The organism is Mesorhizobium onobrychidis (assembly GCF_024707545.1).
Classification (GTDB): Bacteria; Pseudomonadota; Alphaproteobacteria; order Rhizobiales; family Rhizobiaceae; genus Mesorhizobium; species Mesorhizobium onobrychidis.
Genome location: NZ_CP062229.1, coordinates 3,556,402 through 3,574,827, shown reverse-complemented (window position 1 = coordinate 3,574,827; position 18,426 = coordinate 3,556,402). Strand labels below are relative to the sequence as shown.

Sequence of the window (18,426 nt, the reverse complement as noted above, 5' to 3'; positions counted from 1 at the left end):
CCTCGCGGATTTGTCGTCCCTTATGCAGAGGGCGACGCCCAGTTAACCAGCGCTGTTGCCCCTGGCTGACATTGCCAGGCACCTAACCTTCTATGGGTTGGCGTATCGCAAACTGTGTCTCGATCTGCGCTGGCTGGCGTCCGGTCACCCACCAGATCACCGACACCACGATAATGGAGACGTAGCCGTCAACTGCGTAGTGCCATCCGGTATATACCGAACCGTACATTATCAGGGCTGCGAACATCCAACCGAGAATACCGAGCCAGAGATTGAGGGAAGAAAGCAGATAGGCATTCAGTGTGGCAAAGGCGACGTGCATGCTTGGCATGGCCGAGATGCCACCGCCAAGGTCTGGCCGGCCGCTCTGGTAAGCCGTCAGCAGATATGCAGCGGGCTCGCGCACCATGTGGCTATAGTCGAGACCGTCCATGGCGACCTTGAGTCCGCTGAAGCGGTCCTCACCAACAAACTGGTGGTAGTAGATCGGTCCGACCGACGCCAGCGCCAAGGCCAAGATGGTGCCGAGGATGGATAACGTCAGCGCGGCTGCCCAGAGGTAGCGGATGCGGCCAATCTTGTTCGACCAGAGAGACACGAAAAGCATGGTGCCGAACCATTGGAAAAACCAAATGACCTCATAGCTGTTGAAGACGACGATCGACCACGTGTTGCTGTCGAGCTTGTGCGTGAGTTCCCACGGCGCTGTCCCGTGCAGCCATTCATCCAGATCGGCTAACCAGTTGTCCGCATAGAATGGAACGACGGACGGGATGGCCATCTTGTAGGTAGAGAACGCGGTCAAGCTGGCGAAGAAGAACAGGAGCACCAGCAAACAGCCACGCCAGCGCGCTCGGACCAAATCTACGGCGTAGCGAGTTGGTTTTCCTCGACCATAAATAAGCGCAGCGGAACAGACACCAGCAACAAACAAGATCGGAATACCGGCGGCGAACTTCTGGGCGTAAACCAGGATTAGGTGGAAGAAAGACTGTGGACTTAGTGCAGACGCGCATGCCACGTAGATTGTTACAAAGAAAGCAAGGCGCAATGACCATCTCGTCGATGGACTGTATTCCCCCACCCCTATAGTTAAGGACATACTAATTTACCAAGATTCAAATACGCCATCGGTGGCATTGTCTATGTGATAGCGAAGCAAGCTTACCATGCGGTTACTTCGCGCCCGTCCGGACCAACCGCCGGTTGGATCGGACCGTCGGTCCCGCGCTATGCTAAAAGCTGAATTTAGGAGGATCTCATGGCCATCGGTCCCGACACCAAAGGTGTCTACACCATTGCCCCGACGCCGTTCGAGGCGGATGGCAAGATCGACTGGAAATCACTTGATTCGATGGTCGATTTTTACGAGCGCTGCGGCGTCGATGGAATGACAATCCTCGGCATCATGGGCGAGGCCCCGAAGCTCGACGCCGGCGAATCGCTCGAGATCGTCAAGCGTATCGTGACGCGCACTAAGCTGCCGGTCATCGTCGGCGTCTCCGCCCCTGGCTTCGCCGCCATGCGCAGCCTTGCGCGCGCCTCGATGGAGGTTGGCGCGCAGGGCGTGATGATTGCGCCGCCGCCGGCGCTGCGCACCGACGACCAGATCGTTACCTATTTCCGCAACGCATCCGAAGCGGTCGGCGAGGATGTTGCTTTCGTGCTGCAGGACTATCCGCTGACCCTCTCGGTCGTCATGACGCCGGCCGTCATCCGCCGCATCGTCACCGACAACCCTGCCTGCTTCATGCTCAAGCACGAGGACTGGCCGGGCCTGGAGAAGATCAGCGCGCTGCGCGGCTTCCAGAAGGACGGCTCGCTGCGGCCGCTGTCCATCCTCACCGGCAATGGCGGCCTCTTCCTCGACTTCGAGATGGAGCGCGGTGCCGACGGCGCGATGACCGGCTATGCCTTCCCCGATATGCTGGTCGACGTGGTGAAACTGTCTGCTGCCGGCGAGCGCGACAAGGCGCACGATCTTTTCGACGCCCACCTGCCCTATCTGCGCTATGAGCAGCAACCCGGTGTGGGACTTGCGGTACGCAAATATGTGATGATGAAGCGCGGCGCCATCGCATCCGACGCCCAGCGCAAGCCGGGCAGTGCGTTGTCGGCGGTGGCCAGACAAGAGGTCGACTACCTGCTTTCGCGGCTGGAAAGTCGTGTCCGCAAACAAGCCTCAAGATAACGCAACTAGCGGGCTATTTGCCGCGCAATCACATCAATAGATAGCCGCGTGAGCGCTTGCGTGAAAAGCGCGCTTTCCCAATGGTCCGCTTCGCGGCACGGTTCGGTCTTTGAAGCAGCTGGCATTTGATGGGGTCAAACCACGCGGTTAGTGCGCGGCATTCCGCGCCCAACCAGCCGCAGGTTCGCGCAGTGTTTCAGTTTGCGTAAACAGTTCCAGGAAGAGCCGCAGTGAAACAAAAATTGCGCAATAAAAATAATAGTTTATTGGAAAAAACTGGTGCGGTCGAGAAGACTCGAACTTCCACGGGTTGCCCCACAGCGACCTCAACGCTGCGCGTCTACCAATTCCGCCACGACCGCACGTGGTAGGAGCCGGAACGAACCGGCTCGCGGCGTGTAGCAAATCGTTTCCGGCGAAACAAGGGCGCGTCGCGCAATAATTGCCCGGCATTCGCCATAAGCCTGCAAAGGGTTGGAACGCGCTCGGAACTGGACGTTTCAGCCGATTGCCGCCATATGTGAGGCTAATGCATGTCGCCCAAAAGTGCGCAGCGGTTTTGGGACAACGACATGCATAAAACAAAAATCTAAAGCGCGCCCACGGTTCCCTTCAAACGCGGCGCGCATTAGACGAGACACACCATGACAGAACGCAGCCAGATCGCCACGTCGTTCCTGCCCCTGCCCGGTTCGGCGCCGGTCGAATGGCGGATCGAACCCGGCCTCACCGCCTATCCGGATGCGCTTGCCGTGATGGAGACGCGTGCCGAAGCGATCCGAAGCGGCGCCGCCGGCGAGATGGTCTGGCTGGTCGAGCACCCGCCGCTCTACACCGCCGGCACCAGCGCCCGCATCGAGGACCTGATCGAGCCGGACCGTTTCCCAGTGTTCGCGGCCGGGCGCGGCGGCGAATACACCTATCATGGGCCAGGCCAGCGGGTCGCTTATGTGATGCTCGACCTGAAGCGGCGGCGCGAGGATGTCCGTGCTTTCGTCGCGGCCCTTGAACAATGGATCATCGGCACCCTCGCCGCCTTCAACGTGCGCGGCGAACGGCGCGAGGACCGCGTCGGCGTCTGGGTGGTGCGGCCGGATCGCCCCGCCCTGCCCGACGGATCGCTCGCCGAGGACAAGATCGCCGCCATCGGCATCAGGCTGAGGCGCTGGGTGAGTTTTCACGGCATCGCCATCAATGTCGAGCCCGATCTCGGCCATTTCAGCGGCATCGTGCCGTGCGGCGTGCAGGATTACGGCGTCACCAGTCTCGTCGACCTCGGCCTTCCCCTGGGGATGGCCGACCTCGATCTCGCGCTGAAATCCGCCTTCGAGGATGTCTTCGGACCGGCGGCACCTTTGCTTGTCGAAACGGCCCGCAGGGCCGGCTGACAAAGCGGCGCTGAACCACCGAGCTCCGACGCTGCCCCTCACCCCGTGAAGAACGGGCCGCGCTGCCTCACATCGCTCCGATCCAGATCGCCATGGAAATGAGAAACGTGCTCATGCACACCAGTGACACGACATCCTGAACAAGACCGGTCATAACGCTCTCCTGTTTTCAGTATGTTCGTATTTTGTTCTAATTTTGTTCGAATGTCAACGACCGCAATCCGAGCGCGCCGCGAAATTCCGGGCGCTCAGTTCGGCAGGGTTAAGGAAAGGTTGAGAGCCGCCGTTCTCGCGCTGACCGGAAAATGCGGCTCGCGGTCGGCCCGTTGGGGAATGTGAAGTCCAGGCCTTCTAAACATATATAGACGCTAGGCCGGCGGCAGGCCGAAGGCGGGAAACAATTTCGGGCCGAGCGGCGGCACATAGATCGTCAGAGCCGCGATTCCGCCGTCAGCGGGCTCGATCACATGCAGGGAATGGGCTCGCCACGCAGGGTCATTGTGGCTGCGGGAATAGACACCGACTGCCGGCTGGGCATTGGCACCGGTTGCCATGGTGCGGAAGCCCGCAAAGTTACCCCAGATGGTCTCGAGGAAACCGCGGATCGCTGCGCGTCCTTGGTACCATTCCGGCCAGGGCGGCATGCGATAGGTCGCGTCCTCCCGCAGCAGCTCGATCAGGCTGTCGAGATTGGCGGCCTGCCAGGCCTGCATGTAACGTTCGAGCAGCAGGCCTTCTTCCCGGCCGGGCTTCGATCGCTGCATGGGACGTCCCTCAGGATATCGCGCCGCGAGGGTTGCGCGGGCCCGCTGCAATGCGCTGTTGATCGATGCTGTCGATCCACCCAGCAATCCCGCCGTCTCGACAGCCGACCATCCCAGCACGTCGGAAAGCAGCAGGGCGGCGCGCTGCCTGGGTGGCAGGTCCTGGATCGCGGCGACGAAGGCGAGCTGGACGGCTTCGCGGGTCTCGTACCGCGCTTCCGGACCCGGCTCACCATCAGTGAGCCCTGGCAGCTCCGCATCCGGGTAAGGCTCCAACCAGGTGACCTCGGCTGCAGGCCCGTCTGTGGCGCGCCCGTGGGAGGCCGGCCGTCCGGGCTGCTGGAGAATGCGACGCGTCCTCGACCTGGCCTTGAGGGCGTTGAGGCAGGAGTTGGTCGCGATCGTGTAGAGCCAACCGCGAATCGAACCCCGCCCGTCGAACTCCGACCTTGCACGCCAGGCGCGCAGAAACGTGTCCTGGACGAGGTCGTCCGCCTCGTGCAGCGAACCCATCATGCGATAGCAATGGAGCTTGAGCTCCCGGCGATGGGCCACCGTGAACTGCTCGAAGGCCAGCCGATCGAGGATCGGCTGGCCCGGCTGGCGTATCGGCTTGAGAGGTGCCTGGGCGTCTGTCATGCGGATCCGGCAATTTTGAGTCCGGTTTGCATTACGCGCGCCTCAGCCCGCCGGCGCAAGCCCGCTCCCGCTCACTGCGAAGGAACACCCTTGCAATTGTTGGGTGGCGAGTGCCACCACCGCCCGTCCCACGTCGGCTGGCGTCTGCATGTCGGTCAAACCGGCGATGAACTCCGCGGGCCGGATCCCCATATAGGCCGAAATGCTCTCGATGCCGGCGTTGCCCACGCCGGTCCCTGGCATGATGCGCATAGGCGCAAGCGCCACGAAGCGCAGGTCCAGGCCCAGCCGATCGGATTCCTTCTGGCTATGATGGGCCAGGAACATCTGCATGCGTTTTGCGCCGGCATAGCCGCCGGAATTCGGTGGCCCCCCGGTCAACGCTGCGCCACTGGAGATCAGAACAATCCGGGCGCCCGGTTTGAGCGGACGTCGGAGCGCGGCCTTGCAAAACAGGAACGATACCTTGACGTCCGTTTCCCAGTTTGCGGAGAACGCCTTCCAGTTCTGTTCATGTAGGGGCGCGGAGGGGGCAAGGGCACCCGCGCAGATCACCAGGACGTCCGGCTCCAGCGCGGCGAAGACCTCGTCAGGGGCGGACTCCACGGTTGCATCGACCGCGAACGTCTTCACGCCCGAAGCTTCCCAGGCAAATTGCGCCAGCCCCGGCTCGCCGCGGGCGACAGCCATGACCGTCGCTCTCTCGCAGAAGGCGGCTTCTACGATTGAGCGGCCGACACCACGGCTCCCTCCAACGACGACGACATTCCGACCTTGTAACGATCCCATGGGGTCACCTCGCTATCCGGGCCGCTGGACCATCCAGGCGCGCCCATTGATCAGGACAACACAGACGGGCGGAAATCATCGGTGCGACGTCAGAAATCTTCTACGGCGATCGGCAGGGCCTGCGCTAAGCCCGGTCGGGCACGGGCAGCGGACAGCGACGCGTCAGGCCTGCCGCCAGCGCGGCGCACATTTGCGACCGCAGCGAAGCCGTCGACAAGGGGAGCGCTGTGCGAGCTCCCTAAAGCGGAACAACCTTGCCGTCGGCCAGCGTGACGCGACGGTCCATGCGCGAGGCAAGCTCGTGATTGTGGGTAGCGATCAGCGCCGCCAGCCCCGATTGCCGGACCAGCGCTCCCAATGCCTCGAACACATAGGAGGCGGTGACCGGGTCGAGGTTGCCGGTCGGCTCGTCGGCAAGCAGCACCAGCGGCGCATTGGCGACGGCGCGCGCGATGGCGACGCGCTGCTGCTCGCCGCCGGACAGTTCGGAGGGGCGGTGCTGCGCGCGCTTGCCGATCTGCATGTAGTCGAGCAGTTGCGCCGACCGCTCGGCAGCCTCCTTGCGCGTCAGGCCTTTTATCAGCTGCGGCATCATGATGTTTTCCAGCGCCGTGAACTCCGGCAGCAGGTGATGGAACTGATAGACGAAGCCGACATCGTTGCGCCGGATCGCCGTGCGCTCGTCGTCGGAAAGCCGCCCGCAGGCGCGGCCGGCCAGAATGACATCGCCGGCGTCCGGCCGCTCCAGCAGTCCGGCGGTGTGCAACAGCGTCGATTTGCCGGTGCCCGAAGGCGCCACCAGCGCCACGATCTCGCCGCGCTTCAGCGAAAAATCGGCGCCGTTGAGAATGGTGAGCTTGCGCGGCCCCTGCACATAGTGCCGCTCGACGCTCTTCAGCTCGATAATGGCCTCGGCCATCATTCGTACCTCAGCGCTTCGACCGGATCGAGCCTGGCCGCGCGCCATGCCGGAAACAGCGTCGCCAGGAACGACAGCACCAGCGCCATCAGGATCACCGAGATCGTCTCGCTGGCGTCCATGCGGGCAGGCAGCTGGCTCAGGAAATAGAGCTCGGGATTGAACAGCCTCTCGCCGGCCAGCCAGGAGAAGAACTGGCGGATTCGCTCGACGTTCAGGCAGATTACGACGCCGAGCAGCACCCCGGCGATGGTGCCTACTACGCCAATCGCCGCGCCCGTCATCAGGAATATGCGCAGGATCGCGCCCCGGGTGGCGCCCATGGTGCGCAGGATGGCGATGTCGTGGCCCTTGTCCTTTACCAGCATGATCAGGCCCGAAATGATGTTGAGCGCCGCCACCAGCACGATCAGCGTCAGGATCATGAACATGACATTGCGCTCCACTTGCAGCGCATCGAAGAAAGTCCTGTTGCGTTCTCGCCAGTCGACCATGGTGATCGGCCGCTGCGACGCCTCCTCGACCTTCGGCTTCAGCGCATCGACATTGTCGGGATTGTCGACATAGATCTCGATCGCCTGAGCCCGGCCATCCATGTTGAAATAGAGCTGCGCTTCCGAAAACGGCATGTAGACGATGGAGCTGTCATATTCTGACATGCCGACCTCGAAGATCGCCGTGACCGGATAGCCTTTCATGCGCGGTGTCGTGCCGAGCGGCGTCACATCGCCGTCGGGCGCGATAAGCGTGATGGTGTCGCCGAGCACAAGACCGAGATTGTCGGCCATGCGGCTGCCGATGGCGACGCCCTCGCCTGTGTCGAAGCCGGCGATCGAGCCCTGCTTGATATTGCTGGCGACGATTGAAATCTTGCCCAGATCTTCGCCGCGTATGCCGCGCACCAGCGCCCCTGATCCGCCGCCGATATTGCCTTGCGCCAGGACCTGCCCGTCGATCAGCGGAATGGCGTATTGGACGCCGGGCACGCCGTTGATGCGGCCGGCAACCTGCGCATAGTCCTCCAGCGGCATGTCGAGCGGCTGCACGATCAGATGGCCGTTGACGCCGAGGATGCGCGTTAGGAGCTCGGCGCGAAACCCGTTCATGACAGCCATCACGACGATCAGCGTGGCGACGCCCAGCATGATGCCGAGGAAGGAGATCGAGGCGATGACGGAGATCACCGTCTCCTTGCGGCGCGAGCGCAGATAACGCCACGCGACCATGCGTTCGAACACGGAAAAAGGTCCGGCGGCCGGGGGTTTCGCTGCTGCCGCTTCGCTCATGTGGCAAAACCGAAGCGTTTCTTCACCTCCTCGATCGGCAGCGTCTCACGCTCGCCGGTCCTACGATTCTTGATCTCGACCTCGCCGGCCGCCACGCCGCGCGGCCCGACGATCACTTGCCACGGCAGGCCGATCAGGTCGGCGGTGGCGAACTTGCCGCCTGGCCGCTGGTCGGTGTCGTCGTAGAGCACGTCCTTGCCGACGGCGACAAACGCCGCATGGAGTTCGTCGCAGACGCGGTCGCAGTCGGCGTCGCCGGCTTTCATGTTGATCAGGCCGATGTCGAAAGGCGCCACCGCCTCCGGCCAGATGATGCCGTTGTCGTCATGGCTAGCCTCGATGATCGCCGCGACTAGCCGCGTCGGGCCGATGCCGTAGGAACCCCCGGAAACAAAATGATCCTTGCCGTCGGGCCCGGTCACCTTGGCGCCCATCGGTTTCGAATATTTGTCGCCGAAATGGAAGATGTGGCCGACCTCGATGCCGCGGGCCGAGACCCGGTCGCTCGTCGCAACCTTCTCCCACGCCGCCTCGTCGTGCATCTCGTCAGTCGCGGCATAGGGCGTCGTCCATTCCTTGACGATGTCGCCGATCTCGGCATCGTTGGAGAAGTCGGTGTCCGCCCCCGGCACATCAAGCGCGAGGTAATCGCGATGGCAATAGACCTGGCTCTCGCCGGTGTCGGCCAGGATGATGAATTCGTGGCTGAGGTCGCCGCCGATCGGCCCGGTGTCGGCACGCATCGGGATTGCCTGCAGCCCCATGCGCGTGAACGTCCTGAGATAGGACACGAACATCCTGTTATAGGCCGCCTTGGCGCCTTCGAAATCGAGATCGAAGGAATAGGCGTCCTTCATCAGGAACTCGCGCGAACGCATGACGCCGAAGCGCGGCCGCACCTCGTCGCGGAATTTCCACTGGATGTGATAGAGATTGAGCGGCAGATCCTTATAGGACTTCACATAGGCGCGGAAAATCTCGGTGACCACCTCCTCGTTGGTCGGTCCATAGAGCATGTCCCGGTCTTGCCGGTCCTTGATGCGCAGCATCTCCTTGCCGTAGTCGTCATAGCGGCCGCTTTCGCGCCACAGCTCGGCGGACTGGATGGTCGGCATCAGGATCTCGAGCGCGCCGGCGCGGTCCTGCTCCTCGCGAATGATGCGGCAGACCTTGTCCAGCACCCTTTTGCCGAGCGGCAGCCACGAAAAACTGCCTTGCCCCTGCTGGCGGATCATGCCGGCGCGCAGCATCAGCCGGTGCGAGACGATTTCGGCCTCGCGCGGATTTTCTTTGAGGATAGGCAGGAAATAGCGCGACAAACGCATGGACTGGTCCGTGAGAGAGAGGATTGCCGCACCGGAATCGGCGCAGCGCAGGCTTGCTTGCCCCGGCTTCATAGCCATTTCATGACGGAATGGAAACCCGCCCCTCGGGACGCCGCAAAGGGTCCGCAGTGCCTCATCCGCCTTGCTGGTCGTTTCGCAAGCAACGCCTGCCATACTATTGTGCACTGCAGCACGAGATTGCTTATTTCCAGGCAAAATTCTGCGTGACATTTTCACCCGCCTTGGTCTAATGTGCCCCGATAACCGAGAGGGCGGAAAGAAATCTGCCCTCCTACGCGGTCAAAGTCTTGGGAGGATGCGATCTAGGCGCGGTTATTCGCTGCCGCCGGACACCGGAAACAGATCGGACGCGTTTAAATTGCAAGGCCTCGTGCCTTGCATTTTTTTTGTGCAATCATTTGGTTAGCACGACAAATTGATAAACCACTTTACCTAGCGTCAGCACAGCGGGTTCGGAACCGGATTGGTGCTCGCATGCAAGATGTGGCCAGCCGTCCCGGCGGTCTAATTTTCGGGTCTCTGGCTGAAATCCGGTACGATATGCGGGATGTCGTCGATGCCGAGGCCGAGCCCCCTCGTAATGCCATAGAAGATGCCAAGAAGAACCATCGTGACGATCGTAGTCCGCAGCACGGCGCGCAGCATATGCGGTCCGCGCGGCGCGCTGGGTACCGTGCCCAGCGTCACGTCGTCATCCTCGTCCTGCGTCCTCAGACTGAACGGCAGGATGGCGAACAGCACTACCCACCATGTGATGAAGAACAGGGCGAGAAACGAAACCCAGCTCATGCTTGCTCCAGTTCGACCAGCGTGCCGAAGAAATCCTTGGGATGCAGGAACAGCACCGGCTTGCCATGCGCGCCGATCTTCGGATCGGCGTCGCCAAGGACGCGGGCGCCGCTGGCCTTGAGGTGATCACGCGCGGCAAGAATGTCGTCGACCTCGTAGCAGACATGATGCATGCCCCCCGAGGGGTTCTTCTCGAGGAATGCCGCGATCGGCGAATCCTCGCCGAGCGGCTCCAGCAATTCGATCTTGGTGTTGCCGACATCGACGAACACCACCGTCACGCCATGCTCCGGCAGCGCCTGTGGCGCGCTCACCCGAGCGCCGAGCGTATCGCGATAGGCCGCTGTCGCCGCGGCCAGATCCGGCACGGCAAGCGCGACATGGTTCAGGCGTCCGAGCATAGGTTTTCCTCAGGGCAGTAAGGCAATAGGGCAGCATGGGAGTAGGGAAAAACTACTTTCTCCCCCTACTGCCGTACTGCCCTACTCCCCTATTCCCTTACCTTGTGACGAACACCGTCACCAGCGGCTTCTTGCCCCAGGCTTCATTGGCGGCGCCGCGGACGGCGCGGCGCACTGCCTCCTGCACGAGGTCGAGATCTCTTCGGCGCTGACGCGGGATGGAGTCCACGGCGCCGATTGCCGCATCGATCATCAGGTCTTCCAGGCTCTCGCCGCGGGCGTCGGCCTCGGCGACGCCGATCGCGACCAGATCGGGATCGCCGGCGAGCTCATATTTGTCGTCGAGCACGACATTGACCGCGACATGGCCGGCAAAGGACAGCTTGCGCCGGTCGCGAATGCCCATCGCCTGGTCAGTGCCGATCAGCCTGCCGTCCTTGTAGATGCGGCCGAACGGCACCTGGTCGATGATCGTCGCCGCACCGGGGTAGAGCCGCAGCATGTCGCCGTCGCGCACCTGCGCCACCTGGCCGATGCCCGACACCGACATCAGCGAGCCCTGCGCCACCAGATGCGCCGCCTCGCCATGCACCGGTACGCCGATCTGCGGGCGCACCCATTGATACATCTTGCGCAACTCGCTGCGGCGCGGATGGCCGGAGACATGCACCAGCGCATCGCCGTCCTCGATGATCTTGATGCCGAGATCGATCAGGCGGTTCTTGATCTCGAGGATGCCCTTCTCGTTGCCGGGAATGGTGCGCGAGGAAAACACCACCGTGTCGCCTGCCGTCAGCGACACCGATTTCATCTCCTCGCGCGACAGTTTTGCCAAGGCCGCAAGCGGCTCGCCCTGGCTGCCGGTGCAGATGATGACGAGGTTTTCGCGCGGGATGAAGCCAAAGTCCTCCTCGGCGATGAATTCGGGCAGCCCATCCATATAGCCGAGCTCGCCGGCAACATCGATGACGCGCTTCAGCGAGCGGCCGAGCACCAGGCACTGGCGGCCGGCATCGCGTGCCGCCTTGGCGATGGAGACGATGCGCCCGACATTGGAGGAAAAAGTGGTGACCGCGACACGGCCCTTGGCGCTCTGGATGACGCCCTTGAGGCCCTCGCCCACCGCCACTTCCGACGGCGACTCCCCTTCCCGCAGCGCATTTGTGGAATCGCAGATCAGCGCCAGCACGCCCTTGTCGCCATAGGCGCGGAAGCGGGCCTCGTCGGTCATCGGCCCGATCGTCGGCGCCGGATCGATCTTCCAGTCGCCGGTGTGGATGACGGTGCCGGCCGGCGAGGTGATCGCCAGCGACATCGGTTCGGGGATCGAATGCGCGACCGGGATGGCCTCGATCTCGAACGGGCCGACGCTGAATTTTTCGCCGGCGCGGTAGATCGTCACCGGGATTTTCGGTGCACCCTGCTCGCCCTGCCGCTTGGCTTCCAGCAATCCGGCGCCGAACGGCGTCATCCAGACCGGCGCCTTGAGCTTCGGCCATGTGTCGAGCAGCGCGCCGTAATGGTCCTCATGCGCGTGCGTGATGACGATGCCGCGCAGGTTGGCGATATTCTCCTCGATGAAGCGCGTGTCGGGCAGCACCAGGTCGACGCCAGGCAGGCTGGCATCGGGAAAGGTGACACCGACATCGACGACGATCCATTCGCGCGCATTGGCCGGGCCGTAGCCATAGAGGGCGAAGTTCATGCCGATCTCGCCGACGCCGCCGAGCGGCACGAAGACAAGTTCGGCGTTTTCCGCTGTCGCCATGATCTTTCCTTTCCTGGCCGGTCAAGCCAAGCCCTTCCAAACGGGGCCTGTCAAACCTGACCCGTCAAAAACTGGGCCGACGCGACTGCACCGAAATGCACATCGCCGGCGGCGATCGTCAGAACCGAACCCTTATCGTCGCGGATCACGAAACGGCAGTCCTCGTCAATGGTCTCGAACGTGCCGCGCACCACATTACCGTCAATTCTGACAGCAACCTGCCCGCCAAGCCCTGCCGCGCGCGCCAGCCAGCGCCGCCTGACGGCGGAAAGCCCGCGCCCATCATTCCACAGCCGCGCATTCTCGCTCCAGGCATCCGACAGCGCCAGAAACAACGTCTCGGCATCGCAAGCAGCGCCCAGCGCGCTGAGCGATGTCGCCGGATAAGGCAAATCCTCAGGATAAGCCACAACATTGACACCGATGCCCACCGCCACCGCGAAGCGATCGCCTTCGAGTATCGCCGATTCCAGCAGGATGCCAGCTAGCTTGGCGCCGGAGGCGAGCACATCGTTTGGCCATTTCAGCTCGAAACGGTTTCTTCCATCGCTGCCGCCGTCGAGGCCGATTGCGATCCGGCCCTTCGGCACGACGGCGTCGAGCGCATCGGCCAGCGCCAGGCCGGCGACGAAGCCGAGCGTCGCGGCCAAGCGAAGTTCGGCATTGGTGACGACCAGCAGCGTCGCCGCCAGATTGCCCTCGGGCGTCGCCCAGACCCGGCCTCGCCGGCCACGCCCGCTTTCCTGTTTTTTTGAAACGACCCAGAGCTTGCCCGGATCCCCCGCCCGCGCATGGTCCAGCGCCAGCGCATTGGTGGAGCCGACCGTGTCGTGTGCCTCGAGCCGGAACCCTTCCGAGGCCGCCGTTGGAGCCAGCCGAAATGCCATCCCGTCAGAAAAATGTCTTGGCGGCGGCTTCGGCATAGGTGCCGATCGGCCCGCCGATCAGCACGTAGAACAGCACGAAGGCGCCGCAGACGCCGAGCACGACGCGAAGCTCGGTCGCCATCGGCACGAAGCCGCCGACCGGTTCGTCGAACCACATGATCTTGATGATGCGCAGATAATAATAGGCGCCCACCACCGAGGCCAGCACGCCGATGATCGCCAGCGCGTAGAGGTTGGCGTTGATGGCGGCGAGGAACACGTACCACTTCCCCCAGAAGCCGGCGAGCGGCGGGATGCCGGCCAGCGAGAACATCAGGATGGTCAGGATCGTCGCCATGATCGGATTGGTCGACGACAGGCCGGCGAGATCGCTGATCTGCTCGACATTGCCCTCCTTGCGCCGCATGGCGAGGATGAAGGCGAAGGTGCCGAGCGTCATCACCAGATAGATCAGCATGTAGATAGCAACGCCGCGCACGCCGGCCTGGCTGTTGGCGGCGAGGCCGACCAGCGCGTAGCCCATATGGCCGATGGAGGAATAGGCCATCAGCCGCTTGATGTTGGTCTGACCGATAGCCGCGAAGGCGCCGAGCACCATCGAGGCGATCGAGATGAAGACGATGATCTGCTGCCAGTCGGCGGCGATCGGCTTGAACGCGCCCATGGTGACGCGCACGATCAGCGCCATCGCCGCCATTTTCGGCGCCGCAGCGAGGAAGGCCGTCACCGGCGTCGGCGCGCCTTCATAGACGTCGGGCGTCCACATGTGGAACGGCACCGCCGATATCTTGAAGGCGAGACCGGCCAGCACAAAGACCAGGCCGAAGACGAGTCCAAGCTGCCGCTCGCCGCCGCCCAGCGCCGTGGCGATTTCCTGGAACCCGGTGTTGCCGGTGTAGCCGTAGACGAGACTGATGCCGTAAAGCAGCATGCCCGACGACAGCGCGCCGAGGACAAAATATTTCAAACCCGCCTCGGTCGAGCGCAGATTGTCCCGGTTGATCGCCGCCAGCACATAGATCGCCAACGACTGCAGTTCGAGGCCGAGATAAAGCCCGATCATGCCGTTGGCCGAGATCATCAGCATCATGCCGAGCGTGCACAGCAGGATCAGCACCGGATATTCGAACTTATCGAAATGCTCCGCCTTGGCGAAGCGCATCGACATGACCAGCGTCACCGCCGACCCGGTCAGCGCCAGCACCTTCATGAAACGGGCGAAGGGATCCTGGACGAAGGCTTCGCCGTAAGCGTTGCCCTGCCCGGTGGAAACGATCGTCCAGACGCCAGCAACCACCAGGAAGGCGACGGCAAGGCCGCTCACCGTGGTGGTGGTGTTGGCGCGCGAATAGGCGCCGAGCATCAGCAGCGCCAGGGCGCCGACTGCGAGGATCAGCTCTGGTGTCGACAGCGACAGGCTGGAGAGAAGGTCCGGCGTCATGGTTCGCAAACCTCTCAGTCAGTTCGCCGCTGCGGTCTGCGCGGTGTCGATGGATGCGGTGACATTGGTAACGAGCGCCTTGACCGATTCGGCCGTCGCGTCGAAGACCGGCGCCGGGTAGACGCCGAAGAAGATGACCAGCGCGGCCAGCGGATAGATGATCACCTTCTCGCGCGCCGACAGGTCGAGCAGGCCTTTCAGGCTGTCCTTGGTCAGCGCGCCGAAGATCACCCGGCGATAGAGCCAGAGCGCATAGGCCGCCGACAGGATGACGCCGGTGGCGGCGAAGAACGCCACCCAGGTGTTGACCCGGAACACGCCGAGCATGGTCAGGAACTCGCCGACGAAGCCGCTGGTGCCTGGCAGGCCGACATTGGCCATGGTGAAGATCATGAACACGGTGGCGTATTTCGGCATGTTGTTGACCAGCCCGCCATAGGCGTCGATGTCGCGCGTGTGCATGCGGTCGTAGATGACGCCGACGCAGAGGAACAGCGCGCCGGAGACCAGGCCGTGCGACAGCATCTGGAAGATCGCCCCCTGGACGCCTTCCTGGTTCATCGCGAAGATGCCCATGGTGACGAAGCCCATATGGGCGACCGACGAATAGGCGATCAACTTCTTCATGTCCTCCTGCATCAGCGCCACCAGCGAGGTGTAGATGATGGCGACGACGGACAGCGCGAAGACCAGCGGCGCAAACATCTCCGAGGCGATCGGAAACATCGGCAGCGAGAAGCGCAGGAACCCATATCCGCCCATCTTGAGCAGGATCGCGGCCAGGATCACCGAACCGGCCGTCGGCGCCTCGACATGGGCGTCCGGCAGCCAGGTGTGCACCGGCCACATCGGCATCTTCACGGCAAAGGAGGCGAAGAAGGCGAGCCATAGCCAAGTCTGCATGGTGGCCGGGAAGTTGTGCGTCAGAAGCGTCGGGATGTCGGTGGTGCCGGACTGGAAGAACATCGCCATGATGGCGAGCAGCATCAGCACCGAGCCGGCCAGCGTATAGAGGAAGAACTTGAACGAGGCGTAGACGCGCCGCTTGCCGCCCCACACGCCGATGATGATGAACATCGGGATCAGGCCGGCTTCGAAGAAGACGTAGAACAGCACGATGTCGAGCGCGCAGAAGACGCCGATCATCAGCGTCTCCAGCAACAGGAAGGCGATCATGTAGGCCTTGACGCGCTTTTCGATCGCTTCCCACGAAGCCAGGATGCAGAGCGGCATCAGGAAGGTGGTCAGGATGACGAACAGCATGGAGATGCCGTCGACGCCCATATGGTAGGAGATGCCGGAATCAAGCCAGGCAAACTTCTCGACGAACTGGAAGCCAGGCTCCGAATTGTCGAAGCCGGTCCAGATGAACAGCGAGATGATGAAGGTGATGCTCGTCGTCCACAACGCGATGGCGCGGATATTGCGGCGAGCATTCTCGCTGTCGTCATTGATCAGCAGAATGAACAGCACACCAACCAGCGGCAGGAAGGTGACCAGCGAGAGGATCGGCCAGGCGGTCATCAGAGCATCATCCAGGTGACGAGTGCGGCAACGCCGATCAGCATGGCGAAGGCGTAGTGATAGAGGTAGCCGGTCTGCAGCTTGACGACCCGGTTGGTGACGTCGACGACGCGCGCCGAAACGCCGTCCGGACCGAGCCCATCGATGACGGTGCCGTCACCGGTCTTCCACAGGAAGTGGCCGAGGCGTTTTGCCGGCCGCACGAACAGGAGGTCGTAGAGTTCGTCGAAATACCACTTGTTGAGCAGGAAGGCGTAGAGCCCGCGATGCTGCGCCGCCAGGTTCTTCGGCATTTCCGGCGCGCGAATGTAGAATTGCCAGGCAATCGCAAAGCCGATCAGCATGGCGATGAACGGCGCCAGCTTCACCCACAACGGCACTTCGTGGATGTCGTGCAGGATGTGGTTTTCCGGCAGCGTGAACAGCGACGCCTTCCAGAACTCGGCATAGCCCTCGCCGATGAAAGCGCCATGGAAGATCACGCCGGCGAACAGCGAGCCCGCCGCCAGGATGAACAGCGGCACCAGCATGACTGGCGGCGATTCATGGACATGGTGCATCACCTCGTGGCTCGCCCGCGGCTTGCCGTGGAAGGTCATGAAGATCAGCCGCCAGGAATAGAAGCTGGTGAAGCAGGCGGCGACGACCAACAGCACGAAGGCAAGGCCGGCGACCGGATTGTGCGCGGCAAAGGCGCTTTCGATGATCGCGTCCTTGGAGAAGAAGCCGGCGGTGCCGATGACCGTCACTGGAATTCCGACGCCGGTCAGCGCCAGCGTGCCGATCACCATCATCCAGTAGGTCTTTGGAATGAGCGTCCGCAGGCCACCCATCTTGCGCATGTCCTGCTCGTCGGAGACGGCGTGGATCACCGAGCCCGAGCCGAGGAACAGCAGCGCCTTGAAGAAGGCATGCGTGAACAGATGGAAGATCGCCGCGCCATAGGCGCCGACGCCGAGCGCCACGAACATGTAGCCGAGCTGCGAGCAGGTCGAATAGGCGATGACGCGCTTGATGTCGTTCTGGACGAGGCCGACGGTCGCCGCGAAGAATGCGGTAAAGGCACCGATGAAGGTGACCACGATCAGCGCCGAATGTGACAGTTCGAACAGCGGCGACAGCCGCGCCAGCATGAACACGCCGGCCGTCACCATGGTGGCGGCATGGATGAGCGCCGAGACTGGCGTCGGGCCTTCCATGGCATCCGGCAGCCAAGTGTGCAGCGGCACCTGTGCCGACTTGCCCATGGCGCCCATGAACAACAGCAGGCAGACGACGGTCATCGCCGACTGCTTGTCGAGCGCATAGCCGAGGAAGGTCAATACGGCCGCACCTTGCGGCGCGCCTTCAGCCGGAATGAACGTCGCCGCATTGGCAAAGATGGTGCCGAGATTGACCGAGCCGAACAGCACGAACACACCGAAGATGCCGAGCGCGAAGCCGAAATCGCCGACACGGTTGACGACGAAGGCCTTGATCGCGGCGGCATTGGCCGATGGCTTCTTGTACCAGAAGCCGATCAAGAGATAGGAGGCGAGGCCGACGCCTTCCCAGCCGAAGTACATCTGCACGAGGTTGTCGGCCGTCACCAGCATCAGCATGGCAAAGGTGAACAATGACAGATAGGCGAAGAAACGCGGCCGGTCCGGGTCGTGATGCATGTAGCCGATCGAGTAGATGTGGACCAGCGACGACACCGTGTTGACCACGACCAGCATCACCACCGTCAGCGTATCGATGCGCAGCGCCCAAGCGGCCTCTAACCCGCCCGACTGGATCCAGCGCAGCACCGGCACGGTGAACACCTCGCCTTCGCCGAAGCCGACGGCGAAGAAGGCGACCCACGACAGCACGGCTGATATCACCAGGAAGCCGGAGGTGATGTATTCGGACGCCTTGGCACCGAGCGACGTGCCGAACAGGCCGACGATCAGGAAGCCGAGCAGCGGAAGGAAGACGATGGCCTGATACATGGTGGTTTCCGTCAACCCTTCATCATGTTCACGTCTTCGACCGCGATCGAACCGCGGTTGCGGAAGAAGACGACGAGAATGGCGAGGCCGATCGCCGCTTCAGCCGCTGCGACCGTCAGCACGAACATCGCGAACACCTGTCCGACGAGATCGCCGAGTGCTGCCGAGAAGGCGACGAAATTGATGTTGACCGCGAGCAGGATCAGCTCGATCGACATCAGGATGACGATGATGTTCCTGCGGTTCAGGAAAATGCCGAACACGCCGAGCGTGAACAGGATCGCCGATACGGTCAGATAGTGTGCGATGCCGACAACCATC

The 18,426-nt window shown here is 62.6% G+C and carries 16 protein-coding genes and 1 tRNA gene; 2 read left to right on the top strand and 15 right to left on the bottom strand.

The window, feature by feature from the left end; all coding sequences use genetic code 11:
* Positions 1–82: 82 nt before the first annotated feature.
* Complete coding sequence (locus IHQ72_RS17760; RefSeq protein WP_258123624.1) at positions 83–1,051, bottom strand: phosphatase PAP2 family protein; 969 nt, start codon at positions 1,049–1,051, stop codon at positions 83–85.
* A 210-nt stretch (positions 1,052–1,261) separates the two neighbouring features.
* Here IHQ72_RS17760 and IHQ72_RS17755 point away from each other — a divergent pair, with 210 nt between their 5' ends.
* Positions 1,262–2,191 (top strand): dihydrodipicolinate synthase family protein, encoded by a 930-nt coding sequence (locus tag IHQ72_RS17755; protein ID WP_258123623.1) that lies wholly within the window; start codon positions 1,262–1,264, stop codon positions 2,189–2,191.
* 277 nt (positions 2,192–2,468) lie between these two features.
* On the opposite strand, the gene IHQ72_RS17750 is transcribed toward IHQ72_RS17755, so the two are convergent.
* Positions 2,469–2,553 (bottom strand) — tRNA-Leu (locus IHQ72_RS17750).
* Between the two features lie 282 nt (positions 2,554–2,835).
* On the opposite strand from IHQ72_RS17750, the gene lipB reads away from it, so the two are divergent.
* Positions 2,836–3,579 carry a lipoyl(octanoyl) transferase LipB gene (gene lipB, locus IHQ72_RS17745; protein ID WP_258123621.1) on the top strand — a complete coding sequence of 248 codons (744 nt, stop codon included), beginning with the start codon at positions 2,836–2,838 and terminating at the stop codon, positions 3,577–3,579.
* A 368-nt stretch (positions 3,580–3,947) separates the two neighbouring features.
* Here lipB and IHQ72_RS17740 read toward each other — a convergent pair whose 3' ends face one another.
* From IHQ72_RS17740 to nuoK, 13 genes are all read right to left on the bottom strand, one after another.
* On the bottom strand, positions 3,948–4,982 hold the full coding sequence (locus IHQ72_RS17740; RefSeq protein ID WP_258123620.1) for an RNA polymerase subunit sigma-70: 1,035 nt from the start codon (positions 4,980–4,982) through the stop codon (positions 3,948–3,950).
* A 42-nt stretch (positions 4,983–5,024) separates the two neighbouring features.
* Positions 5,025–5,771 carry an SDR family oxidoreductase gene (locus IHQ72_RS17735; RefSeq protein WP_258123619.1) on the bottom strand — a complete coding sequence of 249 codons (747 nt, stop codon included), beginning with the start codon at positions 5,769–5,771 and terminating at the stop codon, positions 5,025–5,027.
* Between the two features lie 238 nt (positions 5,772–6,009).
* Positions 6,010–6,693 carry an ABC transporter ATP-binding protein gene (locus tag IHQ72_RS17730; protein WP_174654574.1) on the bottom strand — a complete coding sequence of 228 codons (684 nt, stop codon included), beginning with the start codon at positions 6,691–6,693 and terminating at the stop codon, positions 6,010–6,012.
* Positions 6,690–7,976: a lipoprotein-releasing ABC transporter permease subunit gene (locus IHQ72_RS17725; protein WP_258123617.1), complete on the bottom strand. Its 1,287-nt coding sequence runs from the start codon at positions 7,974–7,976 to the stop codon at positions 6,690–6,692. Before IHQ72_RS17725 ends, IHQ72_RS17730 begins: the two co-directional genes overlap by 4 nt.
* Complete coding sequence (proS, locus tag IHQ72_RS17720; protein ID WP_258123616.1) at positions 7,973–9,301, bottom strand: proline--tRNA ligase; 1,329 nt, start codon at positions 9,299–9,301, stop codon at positions 7,973–7,975. Before proS ends, IHQ72_RS17725 begins: the two co-directional genes overlap by 4 nt.
* 525 nt (positions 9,302–9,826) lie before the next feature.
* The gene (locus IHQ72_RS17715) at positions 9,827–10,111 is read right to left on the bottom strand and encodes a DUF1467 family protein (RefSeq protein ID WP_258123615.1); all 285 of its coding nucleotides are present in this window, start codon (positions 10,109–10,111) and stop codon (positions 9,827–9,829) included.
* Positions 10,108–10,512, bottom strand: a complete 405-nt coding sequence (gene mce, locus IHQ72_RS17710; protein WP_095494636.1) for a methylmalonyl-CoA epimerase — start codon at positions 10,510–10,512, stop codon at positions 10,108–10,110. Before mce ends, IHQ72_RS17715 begins: the two co-directional genes overlap by 4 nt.
* A gap of 97 nt (positions 10,513–10,609) precedes the next feature.
* On the bottom strand, positions 10,610–12,280 hold the full coding sequence (locus IHQ72_RS17705) for a ribonuclease J (protein ID WP_258123614.1): 1,671 nt from the start codon (positions 12,278–12,280) through the stop codon (positions 10,610–10,612).
* Positions 12,281–12,330: 50 nt separating this feature from the next.
* The gene (locus IHQ72_RS17700; protein ID WP_258123613.1) at positions 12,331–13,167 is read right to left on the bottom strand and encodes a biotin--[acetyl-CoA-carboxylase] ligase; all 837 of its coding nucleotides are present in this window, start codon (positions 13,165–13,167) and stop codon (positions 12,331–12,333) included.
* Positions 13,168–13,171: 4 nt separating this feature from the next.
* Positions 13,172–14,608 (bottom strand): NADH-quinone oxidoreductase subunit NuoN, encoded by a 1,437-nt coding sequence (gene nuoN / locus IHQ72_RS17695; RefSeq protein WP_258123612.1) that lies wholly within the window; start codon positions 14,606–14,608, stop codon positions 13,172–13,174.
* An 18-nt stretch (positions 14,609–14,626) separates the two neighbouring features.
* Positions 14,627–16,132: an NADH-quinone oxidoreductase subunit M gene (locus IHQ72_RS17690; protein ID WP_258123611.1), complete on the bottom strand. Its 1,506-nt coding sequence runs from the start codon at positions 16,130–16,132 to the stop codon at positions 14,627–14,629.
* Entirely contained in the window at positions 16,132–18,105 is a 1,974-nt protein-coding gene (gene nuoL, locus IHQ72_RS17685; RefSeq protein WP_258123610.1) for an NADH-quinone oxidoreductase subunit L, read from the bottom strand. The genes IHQ72_RS17690 and nuoL overlap by 1 nt, the downstream gene beginning before the upstream one ends.
* Before the next feature lie 11 nt (positions 18,106–18,116).
* Entirely contained in the window at positions 18,117–18,425 is a 309-nt protein-coding gene (nuoK, locus tag IHQ72_RS17680) for an NADH-quinone oxidoreductase subunit NuoK (RefSeq protein WP_077383429.1), read from the bottom strand.
* Position 18,426 lies beyond the last annotated feature (1 nt).